We start from the raw sequence: 13,768 nt of genomic DNA on the forward strand, positions 1-13,768 counted from the left end.
TACTCAATACTTTCGGTATCGTACGAGACGACGTGATCACCTTTCGGTATCGGAGGCACCTATGACGACGGCGACGACAGCGGCGACGGCCGGGCCGAGCGGCGGCCGCAAGAACTACATCGACTGGTTGCGCAATCTGGGCATCCTGTTCCTGTTCCCGTACCACACGGCGCGGGTGTTCAACGATGGCGCCTCGTTCTACGTGAAGGGCGAGGTGAACACGTTCTCCACCGTGCTGGTGCAGTTGTCCTACTGGTTCATGCCGCTGCTGTTCCTGCTGGCCGGCTCGGCCAGCTTCTACGCGCTCAAGCGCAGGTCCGCGGGCCGGTACGTCGGCGAGCGGGTGTCCAGGCTGCTGGTGCCGCTGCTGTTCGGCGTGCTGGTCGTCGTCCCGCCGCAGGCGTACTACGCCCTGCGCTTCCACCGCGGCTACGAGGGCTCCTATGCCGGCTTCCTGTGGACGTACTTCACCGACTTCTCCGACTGGTCGGAGTACGAGGGCGGGATCTCGCCGGGGCATCTGTGGTTCATCCTGTTCCTCTTCCTCATCTCCGCCGCGCTCGTCCAACCGATGCAGGCTCTGGCCAGGCGCGGGTACACGCCGGGCTGGCTGCGGCGGCCCCTGCCCGCCGTGCTGCTGCCGGTCGTGCTGCTGATCGCGCTGTCGTACCTGCCCGAGGCGGGCGGGAAGAACATCTTCGTCTTCGCCGCCTACTTCCTGCTGGGCTTCCTCATCGCCACCGATGACGCGATCATGGACATGATCGAGCGCCGGCGCCCGCTGTTTCTGGCACTGGCGGTGTGCGGGGGCGCGGGTGTCCTCATGCTCGGCGGCCAGGAGGGCCCGCCGGCGACAGCCGTGCGCGACCTCGCCTGCTGGACGGCGCTGCTGGCCATGCTCGGGTACGGCAGGCGGCACCTCAACGGCGGGCCGAGGGCGGTGGCGTACTTCAACGAGGCGGCCTTTCCCCTGTACGTCCTGCACCAGACCTTCCTGGTAGCCGTGGGCTTCTACGTCGTGGAGCACGCCGACGCCGGGCCTGGGCCGTACGTGCTGATCATGACCGTGTCATTCGCGCTGAGCCTGGCCACCTACGAGATCGTGCGACGCTGGGGCCCCACCAGATTCGCCCTCGGCCTGAGCCGCCGGAAGCCGCCCGCCGCAGTCGGAGCCGCCTCGGCAGGCGGCACGACCCGCCGGAGCTAGATCGCGTCGCCGTTCCTCAGGGTCTCCCTTGATCCCCTGGAGCTCTTCCTCAACGCTGTGACGATGGCCGCTGCTCGTCCGCGTCAAGATCGTTCGTCCTCGGCTTCGCCTCCGGGCGCGGGTCTGAGCGAGCCGGCGCGTTTGGCAGGCGAGCCGAAGCCGTAGTGGCTAGAACGAGCCCGCGTCCAGGACGTCGCACAGCGTCCGGGCGAACGCCGTGGGGTGGGTGAGGTAGCCCGCGTGCCCGCCGGGAAAGAGCACCGCCTTCGTGCCCAGCCGCCCGGCCAGGCCGAGCGCGGCGTCGTGGGCGAGCTGCCCGCCTGACTGCTCGCCCGCGCCGACCACGATCCGGGACCCGCCGTCCCGCAGGGCGGCCAGGTCCGGCAGGAACGTGGCGGTCGCCGAGGCGTGATGAGCGAAGAAGTGCCCAGCGTTGGACTGCATGCGAGCCAGCTTCGCCCCCATACTCGCGCCCGCCTCCGCGCTCTCGGCGAGCGGCCCCTCGGGCGTCCGCGTCAGGCCGGAGCCGGCGACGTAGGTCCGCAGGGCCGCCTCGACGCCGCCCATCCGGTAGCTTTCGTCCACCTCGCGGGCCAGGTCGCGGCGCGGGTCGCCGTCCGGCAGGAGGCCCAGGGCCGGCGGTTCGTGCGCGACCACGGTGTCCACCAGGTCCGGGGCCGCCGCCGTCAGGGCCAGGGCGACCTGCGCGCCCGCGCTCGTGCCGAAGACCCGGGTGACCCCGCCGACTGCCCGCAGCAGCCGCAGGACGTCATCGGCGTGGGTCTCGACCGGCACGTCCCTCGCGGGCCTGTGGAGACGGCTGCGGGAGTTGCCGCGAGGATCGTGGGAGACGACGGTGAAGCGGGCGCTCAGGTGGGGCAGGAGGCCCGCGAAGTCGCGGGTGTCGTCGGTGCCGCCGGGGATCAGCAGCAGCGCCGGACCGGAGCCGGTCACCTCGTAGTACAGTCCGGCGCCGGGTACGGGCAGGATGCTCATCGGTCACTCTTCCTTCTCGGTCACGAACTCGGCCCGTACGGCCAGCCGCCACGGCTCGTCCCACGCCAGACGGCCAGCGCCGAGGTCCTCCACGACGCCGCGCACCCACTCCAGCTCCGTTCGCAGCAGCAGCTGGCGGCACTCCTCCTCCAGCAGGAACAGCCGCGGCGGGCGGGGCTCCGCGTTCATGATCGCCTCGGTCGCGGCCAGGTCGGCGGCCAGGCGGTCGGCCCTGAGCCGCAGGTGGCGCAGCGCGGCGTCGGGGGCGAGGCCCGCCAGCACGGACAGCGCAGCTAAGAACTCGGGGAACTCGGCGCCGGTCGTGCTGAGCATCTCGCGCAGCCAGCGGGCGCCGGTCTCGCGGCCCTCGGCGGTGACGGCGTAGACGATGCGATCGGGGACCCCGTCGCCGCTGACGGACTCGCGCGCCTCCACGAGACCGTGCCGGGCCAGGCGCTCCACGGTCTGGTAGAGGCTGGCCCGGCGGCGGACGTTGACCACGCGGGCCTTGCCGTACTGCTCGATCAGTTTCTGCATGCGGTAGACGTGCATCGGCTCCTCGGTGAGCAGCCCCAGCACGATCAGTCCCAGCGCGGAACGTGGGACGCTCTCCCTCGACGCCATAGTCAGATTATGGCTAGTCATACTCTGACTATCAAGCACTGAACAGCTGTATGGTGGCCAATACGTGCCGCGCGGCTTGTCTGAGAGGCGTTCAGGGTCGCGTTGCAGCCTGTCGAGCCCGCCCGGGTGCACGTCGCCGAGCGCGGCGACGGCGTCAATCAGCGCGCCGTAGAGCCTTTCGTGGTACCGGTGCCGGCCGGCTACCTGACCACCGGTCTCCAACTGGCGGGTGAGCTCGGCGAGGCGTTCCAGCCACTGCCGGGCGGTGGTCGGCAGGCGCCGCGGCGAGTTCGTCCGCGGTGAGCGGGATGCTGGTGGTGGCCGGCGCGGTCAGCGCGTCGGTGTCGAGCTGCGCGGTGTCGGCCGCGGTGGTGCTCCGGAGTTTCAGAGAGGGGAGACCGTCCTGGTCATGACGCAGTGGTTCTTTCCCTTGGGCCGCACGTATGCGAAACCGGCCCGCTCGAACAGGGTGCGGGTGCCGTTGTAAAGAAAAGAGGCCGACACCCGCTTGTCCTGGGTGTCCTGCGGATATGCCTCGACCACACCGCCACCGGCCTTCGCGATCAGGCCCAGCGCGCCGCGCAGCGCCACGGTCGAGACGCCTTTGCGCCGGTGGCCGCGGTCGACGAAGAAGCAGGTGATGCGGTAGTCGGGCAGCTGGACGAGACCGGCGTTGTACTCCTTGAGATGGTAGATCCTCGGCAGCTCCTCGGGTGACCCGTATTCGCACCAGCCCACCGCGACGTCACCGTCGAGAACCAGGGCGGCGTGCGCCTTGCCCTCACGAACCAGCCGTTCCTTGCGGGCCCGGCTGTCTTCCCCGCTCTCGCCCTTGTCGGCGCAGGCCGGGTGGAACCAGGTGCACCAGCAGCCGTTCCACACGCCGCCGTGCTTCTCCGCCAGCTGGGCGAATGCCGGCCAGATCGCGGTGCTGAGCGGCTTGATCGTATAGGGGCTCGTCGACGTCTCAACGGCGGCCATTGGCCGATCGTAGCGCCTGCGCGCACGCGGATCGATGGCGTGACCTCCGGGGGCGCGGCCCGGCGCCGACGCAGTTTCAGGAGCTCCTCCCCGACCGATGCCATAGACGGCCCGATCACAGTCGAGAATGCCGACGGAGTTACCGAAAGGTACGCACCAGTCAGGGTGGCGACTCGCCGTAACTTTGAGAGGTCCAGGCCTGGGGAACCTGGAGAGTAGAAGTGGTGCGTTGTCCGATGCTGGTTCGGCTGTGCACGTCGCCTTGGCTCGGGTTCGTGCCCGACGACGTGACCGCAGAGGGCTGATGGGGCCCAGGCCGCCATGTGCGTGGGCTCGGAGGAGCGAGGCGAGGAGAGGAGTGGGCCCGCAGTCAACTCCCGAGGGAGCGCTTTTGCGGGTGAATCGCCTCGCCGCGGGCGAGCATGTCAACGAACTGGGTGATACGGCGGGCCCGGGTCTCGGCGCGTTTGGCGCTCGCGATCCGATAGAGAACGGCGTAGCGGTTCTGGGAGGTGAGGATGTCGAACATCGCTTGCGCCCGGGGCCTCGCGGCCAATGCGGTGGCCAGGTCGGCTGGTACCTCGATGCCGGCCTGTCCCGCATAGGCCGCGTCCCAGCGGCCGTCGGCCTTCGCGCGTTCGACCTCGACCAGTCCGGCCGGACGCATCCGGCCCTCACTGATCAGACGGGTGACGATCGAAACGTTCCGCGCTGACCAGGTACTTTGCCTTCCGCGAGGGGTGAAGCGCCGGCAGAAGGTGATCTCATCCCGTCGCCGTAGCCGACCATCGATCCAGCCATGGCACAGGGCCTCGTCGAGCGCCTGGTCATAGGTCAAGCTCGTGGGCCGGGTCGTGTTCTGCTTGGCGAGGACCAGCCACACCCCTGCCGAGCTGTCGTGGTGCCCGCTGAGCCACTCCCGCCAGGCCCGGGCGTCGGTAACGGTCAGTTCCAGTAGTTCGTCGCTCATCGTCATGCGCCCCTGATGATCATCAAAGGAATGGTTGTCGGCGGTCACCCGAAGATGAGAGCCCAGGACGAGGCCCGCCGGAAGTGGCGCCGGATCGGTCAGCGGTGGAGCCGGCCGACCAGATCCTTCGCCACGTCGCCACCGCGGCCTCTGGACGGATGGCGCCCGCCCGCCTTCACCAGGTCTTGCCGGCCTGCTCACGGATCGTGTGGTTGATCCGGTTGAAGAAGTTGGTGATGGCGATGTTCAGGATGATCGCGGACATCTGGTTCTCGTCGAAGTAGGTGGCAGCAGCGTCCCAGACCTCGTCGGTCACGCCCGGCGCGCCGTCCTGGATCCGGGTGGCGGCCTCGGTCAGCGCGAGCGCCGCCCGCTCCTCCTCGGTGAAGAACGGGGTCTCGCGCCAGGCGACCACGCTGTGCAGCCGCTCCTCGGTCTCTCCATGCTTCTTCGCCGACTGGACGCCGGCGAACACACACGGGCTGCAGCCGTTGATCTGGCTGGCCCGCAGATGGACCAGCTCAAGCAGCAGCGGGTCGACGCCACCGGCGTGAATCGCCTTCTGGAGATGCGTGATCCCGGTGATCAAGTCGGGACTCGCCACGCTCTTCATGCGTGCTTCCATCAGTGTTGCTCCTTCATCGGTTACCTCGGCCCATCCGGGCCCCGCCCTTCAACGCACCTCGGTCGAGGTCATCGTCGTCTTGATGGACTTTCCGGCCGAGCAGTTCTCGGTCATGCCGGCGACGTTACGGGATGACCCGGTCAGAAACGGTCCTGGTCATCGAGCAGACTGTTGCTGTGGTCAACACCTCGGCGCGGCTGCTGCGGCTGCTGTCTTTGCTGTCAACGCGGCGGTCCTGGACGTGCGCTGATCTTTCCGCCCAGTTGGAGATCACCGAACGGACGGTTCGCCGGGACATCGCCCGGTTACGCGAACTCGGCTATGGCATCGAATCGGAGATGGGCCCATGGGGCGGCTACCACCTCGGGCCCGGAACCAGCATTCCGCCGCTGATCCTTGACGAGGAGGAGGCCCTCGCGGTCGCCGTCGGGCTGCGCACCGCCGCCTTCAGCGGAGTCTCCGGCAGCGACCAGGCAGCCCTGTCGGCGCTGCTGAAACTACGCCAGGTGCTGCCGGCCAGGATCGCCGACCGGCTCGGCGAGCTGGACGCCGCGTTCACCCACACCGCACGACCCGACGACAGCCAGATCTCCCCCGCGCTGCTGCTCGATCTGGCCACCGCGTGCCGGCGGGGCGAACGCACCGAGTTGACCTACCGCGGACGGGCCGGAACGACTTCCACCCGCCGGGTGGACCCCTACCGGCTCGTCTACACCGGCCGCCGCTGGTATCTCCTCGCCCACGACCTGACGCGGCAGGACTGGCGCACCTTCCGCACCGATCGGATCATCGATGCCACAGCCACCGGGCAGGCCACTGACCTGCCCGACCCGCCAGATCCAGCACAGATGGTCAGCACGGGCATAGCGCTGAGGCCCTACCCGGTGCGGGTGACCATCCGCCTGGCCGTACCGGCCGATGAGGCCCGCAGGCTGGTGCCACCGACGGTCGGCGTCCACCACCCGGACGGCGATGACGCCACGATCATCGACATCGGCGGGCCAGACGCCGACGGCCTGGCCCGCTACCTGCTCAGCCTCGGCCGGCCGCTCCAGATACTGCACCCAGAAGAGGTCCGCCAGGCATTCCTCACCCGTACACGCCGACTCCTTGAGGACAACCAGTGACACGAATACCCGGATAGCCTCCTCGAACACGGCTGGCCCGCCTGCCTCACGGGCGGGACGGTCAGGCGGCCCTGACGTCGATCCCTCCGGTAGCCGGGTGGTTCCGTGAACAGGGCGCCAGGACCTCGGTGGCCTTGGCGATGGCCTCAGCTCCGGGCTTGACGGGCGACGTCATCGGCTTTTGTGCGTGTCCTGAGCCGGTTCTTGAGCCGGCAGCTGGCCGGGGGCCGACTCGGCCCGCTCGCGCTCAAGCCGAGGTCCGGCACAAGAGGCTGGAGAAGGTCCGCCTTGTCCAGGTTCTAGAGGGTCAGTTTCCGGAGGAGGCCCTCGAGATCGCGCTCGCCGTCGGGGGTCTGGGCGCCGTGGACCAGTCCGTCGCGGATCAGCGCCGTGGCCGCGGGGCGCATGATCTGCCCCATCCAGGCGTCGTTCTCCCGCAGGAGCCCCTCGGCCAGGTCCTCGGGCAGGGGCGAGTACTCTCTCACGCCGCTCGGCGAATCGCTGCGGGAGCCGTTCGGCCGGTTGTACGGCTGGACGGTCGACAACGCAGACGAGATCCAGAGGCATCAAATGGAGTACGACCAGCGTTGATCTTCGGGGATCTTGCTCGTCCGGCGTGGAAAGGCGCTGGCCGGTTTCAGCGGTCGTCGTCGGCGAAGCCTGTGCGGTAGGCGAGGACCACGGCCTGGACGCGGTCGCGTAGGTCCAGCTTGGTGAGGATCCGGGAGACGTAGGTCCGGACGGTCTCGAAGCTGATGACCAGTTCCGCGGCTATCTCGGCGTTGGAGAGGCCACGGGCGATCAGCCGCAGCACCTCGCGTTCGCGGGGAGCCAGGACGGCCAGCGGATCCTCGCCGGGGGTGGGGACGGCCGGGCGGAGGCGGTCGGCGAAGCGACCTATCAGGGTACGGGTCACGGTGGGGGACAGCAGGGACTCCCCGCGGGCGACGGTGCGGACGCCGTTCACCAGGTCCAGTAGTGGGGTGTCCTTCAGAAGGAAGCCGCTGGCTCCGGCACGCAAGGCTTCGTAGACGTACTTGTCCACGTTGAACGTGGTCACCACCAGTACCTTCGGCGGCGCCACGACACCGGGGCCGGCGATGCGCCTCGTCACCTCGATGCCGTCCATCAGCGGCATGTGGATGTCCATGACCACCACGTCGGGCTTCAGGCTGGTGACCGCCTCGACCGCGGCCGGGCCGTCGGCGGCCACGCCGACCACCGCCATGTCCGGCTGCGCGTCGAACGCCGTCAGGTAGCCGGCACGGACGATCTCCTGGTCCTCGCAGATCACGACACGGATGGTCATTCGGTACCGCCTGCGGGGATCGACGCGGAGACTCGGAAACCGCCGTCCGGCCGCTCGCCCGCGGCGAGCTCACCGCCCATCGCGCCTATCCGGTCACGCAGTCCAGCCAGGCCGCGGCCGCCGGAGAGGCTGCTTCTCGCGCCTACGGGGACCGCGGCGGCGGCGTTCGTCACCTCGACCTCCACGCGGTGGTCCCGATAGCCGATGCGAACGGTGGTGGGGCGGCCCTCGGCGTACTTGACGGCGTTCGTCAGGCCCTCCTGCACCACCCGGTACACGGCCAGCCCCACGCCGACCGGGAGCGAGGGCTGGTCGCCGTCCTCCACCAGTTCGATCGGCTGGCCGCCGCTTCGGGCCTGTTCGACCAGGTCTCGCACGCTGCCCATGACGGGCGTGGCCGACTCTCCGGTCGCCTCCAGCACGTCCAGCAGATACCGCAGTTCGGCCAGGGCTCGGCGGCCGGCGCCGCCGATCGTGGACAGTGCCGTGACCACGCGTTCCGGCGACGTGGCCACGAACTGCGTGGCGTCGGCCTGCACGACGATGGCGGTGACGTGGTGGGTCACCACGTCGTGCAGCTCCCGCGCGATGCGCGCCCGCTCCGCGGCGGCCGCGGCCTCGGTGGCGAGCCGCCGTCGTTCGGCCTCCTGGAGCCGCTGCCCCCGTACGAAGGCGCCGCCCAGCCAGCACGCGGCGAAAAGCAGGTAGAAGATCAGGAAGTCGCTCTGCAGAACCGGTGAGCCGAGCAGGACCACGGCCACGCACAGCACGACGTACGCGGCCGACGCCACGACGGCGATGACGCGCCGGAATCGCTCCTGGTGCGCGCCCACCGAATACAGCGCAATGTACACCGACACGGTGCCGAACTGCATCGGGTAGCCGAGCGTCTCGTGGAGCGCGAAAGCCGGGCCGGTGATCGCCAGACACGCGGCGGGCCATCGCGTGCGCACGGCCAGAGGCACCGTCTGGGCCAGGATCAGGACGATCTGGAACGCGTCGGCCGGGCGTCCTGACCGGTTTCCGAACTCGACGCTCATGATCGACAGCGCCGGCACGAACGCCAGCCCGGTGCACACCACGGCCAGCCACCGGTCCCATACCCGGGCGTCGTAGACGCGCCACACCTCCCGCAACCTCCGGAAGCGGTCGCTGGCCCAGGTCCCCGGCATGGCTCAGAGCCTATCGATCTCTGATTCCCGATGTTGCCGCGTTTGTCCCTCAGATGAGCTACACGGAATGTCCGCAACGCGGTGATTCGGGACAGGGCCTTCCACTCCTACCTTTCTCATCAGCGGCTGACAACCACGGTCAACCACGATGTCGGAGGACAGCACCATGGGAAACACCATTCGCGTACGCGTCGCCGTCGCCGGCGCCCTGACCGCGGTCGCGGCAACGGGGGCGGTGATCGGCGGGCAGCCGGCCGGCGCCAGGGCCGTGGCGACCGCCGGTCACGTCCAGACTTCGATCAAGTGGGGTGAGTGCCCGGAACCCGCACCGGGCGCCAAACGGAACCCCGGGCAAACCTGCGGCCTGGTCAAGGTGCCTCTGGACTACCGCCGGCCCGGCGGAGAGACCATCACCGTCGCGGTCTCCAGGATCGCCACCGCCAAGCCCGGCAAGAAGCGCGGCGACCTGCTGTTCAACCCGGGTGGCCCGGGACTGCAGGGCCTGGACATGCCCGGCCAGATGGCACTCACGCTCCCGAAGGGGGTGCTGGACTCCTACGACCTGATCGGGTTCGACGCGCGCGGCGTCGGCCACAGCACCCCGATGAGCTGCGGCCTGTCCGGCACCAGCCTTCTCACCATCTTCCCCTACCCCGGCGCCGGCGGCTCGATCGAGGGCAACGTCACCAACGCGCGCGCCGTCGCCCGGCAGTGCGCCACGATCGGTGACAAGCTCCGCTTCTTCAACAGCGCGAACACCGCCCGCGACATGGATCGCATCCGCCGGGCGCTCGGGGCGCGGAAGATCTCCTACTGGGGCCAGTCCTTCGGCACCTACCTCGGCGCGGTCTACGCCTCGCTGTTCCCCCGCAACACCGACCGGATGGTGCTGGAGGGCAACGTCGACCCGGCCAAGGTGTGGGCGAAGATGCTGAACACCTGGAACCAGGGCATGAACGACCGGTTCCCGGACGCCGCCCGCGTGGCCGCGGCGGACGACGCCGACCTCGGGCTGGGCAGCACTGCCGGCGAGGTCACCGACGCCTTCCTCGCGCTGGCCGACCGCCTCGACCGGAAGCCGGCCATGATGCCGGGCACGTCGGTCGCCATCAGCGGTGCGCTGCTGCGCGGCGTCACGTACCAGATGTTGCAGCGCAACGAGCTGCTCGCCCCGCTCACCCGATTCTGGAAGGCGGCGGCCGACCTGTCGGCCGGCAAGGCCCCGGCGGACGCGGACGTCGCCGTGCTCCGGCAGATTCTCGCCGACGCCCCCGCTGTGAAGGGCGTGCCGGCGGACAACCAGGCCACCATGGTCCTGGCCATGCTCTGCGGGGACACCACCTGGTCGCGAGAGGTGGACTCCTACGCCGACGCCACCGCGGCCGCCCGCGCCAAGTACCCGCTGAGCGCGGGCATGCCCAACAACATCCTGCCGTGCGCGTTCTGGTCGCGGAAGCCGATCGAACCGGTGGTCAAGGTCACCTCGCGCGGTCCGCGTAACATCCTGATCCTGCAGAACCGCCGCGACAACGCCACACCGTGGGCAGGGGGCCGGGGAATGCGCAGGGCCCTGGGTGACCGCGCCGGCTTCCTCGGTGTCGAGCACGGCGGCCACTTCGTCTACGGCACCGGCTCGACCTGCGCCGACAAGGCCACCGTCGCGTTCCTGATCAAGGGAGCCCGGCCGGCCAAGGAGGCCTCCTGCGACGGCCCCCGGCCCTGACCGTCAGGCAGTCATCATGGTCACCAACCATCCAGGACCTGACTTCGAAGGTGATCCGGACAGGGGATCCTCGTGGGGAGTGGCGAGATCCCCACTCAGACGGAACTGATCCCCCACCGTGCCTCCCCCGGAAGGCCGGGCGGACGGTTCGAGGTCGGCGCTGCCGCCGCGTACCTGCCCCTGTCCGGGGCCGCCGCGACACTGCTCCGGCTGACCTGGCGACAGGAATCCGTCATCCGGAGGCTCGCCGGGTACACGCTGTCCGCGCTGCCTTCTGGCTCATCGTCGTTCGAACGTACGCCCACGATCTTGAGGAGATTTGATGCGCATCGGACTGTTCGTAGATGAGAAGGGGCCGTCCCTGGACGTGATCGTCGATCAGACTCGCGCTGCGGCCACGGCGGGCTTCGCCGGAGTGTGGCTGGGCCAGCGCGACGGCAGGGACGCGCTCACCGCACTTGCGGTGGCAGGGCGCCAGGTGCCCGGCATCGAGCTCGGTACGGCGGTGGTGCCGAGCTACCCCCGGCATCCGATGGCCCTTGCGGCGCAGGCGCTGACGGCCCAGGAGGCGGTTGGCGGCCGGCTCAGCCTGGGGCTTGGTGTCAGCCACCGGCACATCATCGAAGAGCAGTACGGCCTTTCCTTCGACCGCCCTGTTCGTCACCTCCGCGAGTACCTGTCCGTGCTGGTTCCGCTGCTGAAGGGCGAGACTGTGACGTACAAGGGCGAGACACTCCAGGCCGCGGGCGCGGTCGACATCGCGGCAGCGGCGCCGCCGTCCGTGCTTGTCGGCGCACTCGGCCCGGCAATGTTGCGGCTGGCCGGAGACTTGGCCGATGGAACCATCACGACGTGGGCCAATGCGGCGGCTCTCGCCGACCACGTCGTTCCTGCGATCACCCGGGCGGCGGGCCGGCGTACGCCACGTGTGGTCGCTTCCACGGTCGTCTGCGTCACCTCGCACGAGGACGATCGCAGGCGCTGGGTCGCTGAGAATTTCGGGATGGTCGGGCAGTTGCCCAGCTACCGCGCCGTGCTCGACAGAGGTCGCGCCGCAGGCCCTCAGGACACGGTCGTCATCGGTGATGAGATCGTCGTCGAGCGCCAGGTCCGCCGGCTGTTCGATGCCGGTGCCACGGAACTCGTGGTGATGCTTCTCGGATCAGAGGACGAACAGGCCCGGAGCACCGCACTCCTGGCCGACCTTGCGGGGTAGGACCGGCCGGACCGGACCGGCGCAGGTCCGAGCGGGAGTACGGTCCACCCGTGCTGGACGCGGTGCACCTCATCCGCGGGGCCGCCCTGCATCGACCGGGACAGCGGTGCTGCCCGGCTCCGCGCCCGCCGCCTCGGGCATCGCGGTCCCGCCGCTCTCCCCGGACCAGTCCGTGCCCGTCCACGTCACGGCGACCGGTTGGGGCATCCCCCGGGTGTCGACATTCGCGGTGTCCAAGCCGCCGCTCAAGGCGTGGTGCGCCCCTCCCTGCCCCGGCTGCCGTTCGCCGGTCGCTCCACTACGCGCGCCGCCTGAATGACGAGTCGCTCTCAAGGCCATCGTCCGCACGTCCACCGTGGCATGACCACGCCATGGCCCCATCAATATCGGCGCAGTTCGAGCCGCCTATGGTCGCTGGTCGGTGAGCACCTCGCGCAGCCGGTCGGCGAACGCCCCAGGGTGGGTCATCAGGCCGTTGTGCCCGCCCGGGAAGTCGACGACCGGGCGTTCCAGCAGCGCGCCGAGCAGCTGCGCGCAGCGGTTAGGCGCGATGCCGCCCGACGAACGCCCCATGGCAGGCACGATCGTCGCAGACGAGGACTTCAGCGCCGCCACGTCCGGCTCGTAGTCGCGCACGGCCGGCAGATCGCGGCCGAGGAACAGTTCCATGTTCGCTGACCGGTGCTCGCTCGGCGGGGGCATCCGCGCACCGGGCTCGGCCTTCATGCGGGCGGGGTCGATGCCGTTGTAGGCCAGCATCTTCATCATGGCGGGCCCGGCCCCCTCCTGCTCGTACGTGGTCATCACCTTGGACAGGAAGGTCAGCGCCTCCGTCCGCTCCGGCTCGGGCAGCAAGCGCATCGCCGGCGGCTCGTGCGCCACGACGACACGCAACTGCTCGGGATGGCGAGCGGCCAGCTCAAGTCCGATCATCGCGCCGATGCTGGAACCCAGCACGATCACCGGATCCCGAGCCAGCTCGGTGAGCAGCCGGTGCACGTCATCGCCGTGCAGATGCAGGCTCCAGGGGCGCGCGTCGTCGGCGTTCAGGGCGCTGCGGGACACCCCGCGCCGGTCGTAGGTGACCACGGTGTGATCGGAGGCCAGCTCATCGGCCAAACCCTCCGTCAGCCCGGCGTCACCGTCGCCGCCCTGGAGGACCAGCAGGAGGGGGCCGGATCCCCGCTTTTCGTAGTGGAGCTGGGCGCCGGGCACTCGCAGTATGCCGGTTGTCTTGTCCATGGTTCCCAGCGTAATCCATCTCGATGAGATGCATCTGATAATGATGCATCTTGTAGAGATGTATCATGGCTGAGTGAATGCCGTGGAGCTGTTCCTCCTGGGCAGGGCCTTGATGAGGATGAGCGAAAAGGCCTTGCCCACGGCCGGGCTCGACCTGTCACCCATTGGCGTACGGTCTGGCATGGTTGTCGCCGCCGACATCGATGAGCATCCCGGCACCTCCATCCGTGAGATCGCGGAGCGAACGGGGCTCGTGCAAAGCCTGGTGTCGGCGGCCGTGGCCCGATTGCGCGACGCGGGTGTCGTCGTCACCGAGACGGACCCGAGCGACCGCCGCCGCACCCTGGTGCGGCACGCCCCCGACAAGTCCCGCCGTGAAGCCGAGGTGGAGTCCATTCCGGTGGACGAGGCCCTGGCCGCCGCCTTCGGTGCCCGCTCCGCCGAGGAGGCCACTCAGATCGTCGCCGCAGTGGAAACGCTGGCGAAGCGCCTCACCGACGAAACGATGCCTCGCTTTCACGCCGCCCTTCCCGATGCGGACCGGCTTGAGGGGGATTCGCCTGAGATGGATTAGGT

General features: G+C 69.4%; 14 protein-coding genes. 5 read left to right on the forward strand and 9 right to left on the reverse strand.

Annotated elements, in window-relative coordinates; all coding sequences use genetic code 11:
* The first annotated feature begins 61 nt into the window (after positions 1 to 61).
* Entirely contained in the window at positions 62 to 1,207 is a 1,146-nt protein-coding gene (locus tag ADY59_RS00895) for an acyltransferase family protein (protein ID WP_049556431.1), read from the forward strand.
* 168 nt (positions 1,208 to 1,375) lie between these two features.
* Here the strand turns inward: ADY59_RS00895 and ADY59_RS00900 are convergent, their stop codons facing one another.
* From ADY59_RS00900 to ADY59_RS00920, 5 genes are all read right to left on the reverse strand, one after another.
* Complete coding sequence (locus ADY59_RS00900; RefSeq protein WP_049556433.1) at positions 1,376 to 2,203, reverse strand: alpha/beta hydrolase; 828 nt, start codon at positions 2,201 to 2,203, stop codon at positions 1,376 to 1,378.
* A gap of 3 nt (positions 2,204 to 2,206) precedes the next feature.
* A complete protein-coding gene (locus ADY59_RS00905; protein ID WP_049556435.1) occupies positions 2,207 to 2,827 on the reverse strand; it encodes a PadR family transcriptional regulator in 621 nt (206 codons plus the stop codon).
* A 384-nt stretch (positions 2,828 to 3,211) separates the two neighbouring features.
* Positions 3,212 to 3,808 (reverse strand): hypothetical protein, encoded by a 597-nt coding sequence (locus ADY59_RS00910; protein ID WP_049556437.1) that lies wholly within the window; start codon positions 3,806 to 3,808, stop codon positions 3,212 to 3,214.
* Positions 3,809 to 4,178: 370 nt separating this feature from the next.
* The gene (locus ADY59_RS00915; protein ID WP_231618477.1) at positions 4,179 to 4,826 is read right to left on the reverse strand and encodes a YdeI/OmpD-associated family protein; all 648 of its coding nucleotides are present in this window, start codon (positions 4,824 to 4,826) and stop codon (positions 4,179 to 4,181) included.
* A 127-nt stretch (positions 4,827 to 4,953) separates the two neighbouring features.
* Entirely contained in the window at positions 4,954 to 5,403 is a 450-nt protein-coding gene (locus ADY59_RS00920; RefSeq protein WP_049556439.1) for a carboxymuconolactone decarboxylase family protein, read from the reverse strand.
* A 131-nt stretch (positions 5,404 to 5,534) separates the two neighbouring features.
* On the opposite strand from ADY59_RS00920, the gene ADY59_RS00925 reads away from it, so the two are divergent.
* On the forward strand, positions 5,535 to 6,530 hold the full coding sequence (locus ADY59_RS00925; RefSeq protein ID WP_049556441.1) for a helix-turn-helix transcriptional regulator: 996 nt from the start codon (positions 5,535 to 5,537) through the stop codon (positions 6,528 to 6,530).
* A 299-nt stretch (positions 6,531 to 6,829) separates the two neighbouring features.
* Here ADY59_RS00925 and ADY59_RS00930 read toward each other — a convergent pair whose 3' ends face one another.
* The 3 genes from ADY59_RS00930 to ADY59_RS00940 form a co-directional block, all read right to left on the reverse strand.
* Positions 6,830 to 7,015 (reverse strand): hypothetical protein, encoded by a 186-nt coding sequence (locus ADY59_RS00930; protein WP_197093368.1) that lies wholly within the window; start codon positions 7,013 to 7,015, stop codon positions 6,830 to 6,832.
* A gap of 152 nt (positions 7,016 to 7,167) precedes the next feature.
* Complete coding sequence (locus ADY59_RS00935; protein WP_049556445.1) at positions 7,168 to 7,839, reverse strand: response regulator; 672 nt, start codon at positions 7,837 to 7,839, stop codon at positions 7,168 to 7,170.
* Entirely contained in the window at positions 7,836 to 9,011 is a 1,176-nt protein-coding gene (locus tag ADY59_RS00940; RefSeq protein WP_049556447.1) for a sensor histidine kinase, read from the reverse strand. The genes ADY59_RS00935 and ADY59_RS00940 overlap by 4 nt, the downstream gene beginning before the upstream one ends.
* 166 nt (positions 9,012 to 9,177) lie before the next feature.
* Here ADY59_RS00940 and ADY59_RS00945 point away from each other — a divergent pair, with 166 nt between their 5' ends.
* Complete coding sequence (locus tag ADY59_RS00945; protein ID WP_049556450.1) at positions 9,178 to 10,734, forward strand: alpha/beta hydrolase; 1,557 nt, start codon at positions 9,178 to 9,180, stop codon at positions 10,732 to 10,734.
* A gap of 322 nt (positions 10,735 to 11,056) precedes the next feature.
* Positions 11,057 to 11,950 carry a TIGR03564 family F420-dependent LLM class oxidoreductase gene (locus tag ADY59_RS00950; protein WP_049556452.1) on the forward strand — a complete coding sequence of 298 codons (894 nt, stop codon included), beginning with the start codon at positions 11,057 to 11,059 and terminating at the stop codon, positions 11,948 to 11,950.
* 405 nt (positions 11,951 to 12,355) lie between these two features.
* Here ADY59_RS00950 and ADY59_RS00955 read toward each other — a convergent pair whose 3' ends face one another.
* Positions 12,356 to 13,192, reverse strand: coding sequence for an alpha/beta fold hydrolase (locus ADY59_RS00955; protein ID WP_063780513.1), 837 nt, complete (start codon positions 13,190 to 13,192; stop codon positions 12,356 to 12,358).
* 73 nt (positions 13,193 to 13,265) lie between these two features.
* On the opposite strand from ADY59_RS00955, the gene ADY59_RS00960 reads away from it, so the two are divergent.
* Positions 13,266 to 13,766: a MarR family winged helix-turn-helix transcriptional regulator gene (locus tag ADY59_RS00960; protein ID WP_197093369.1), complete on the forward strand. Its 501-nt coding sequence runs from the start codon at positions 13,266 to 13,268 to the stop codon at positions 13,764 to 13,766.
* Positions 13,767 to 13,768 lie beyond the last annotated feature (2 nt).

This window comes from Nonomuraea sp. SBT364 (assembly GCF_001083785.1).
Classification (GTDB): Bacteria; Actinomycetota; Actinomycetes; order Streptosporangiales; family Streptosporangiaceae; genus Nonomuraea.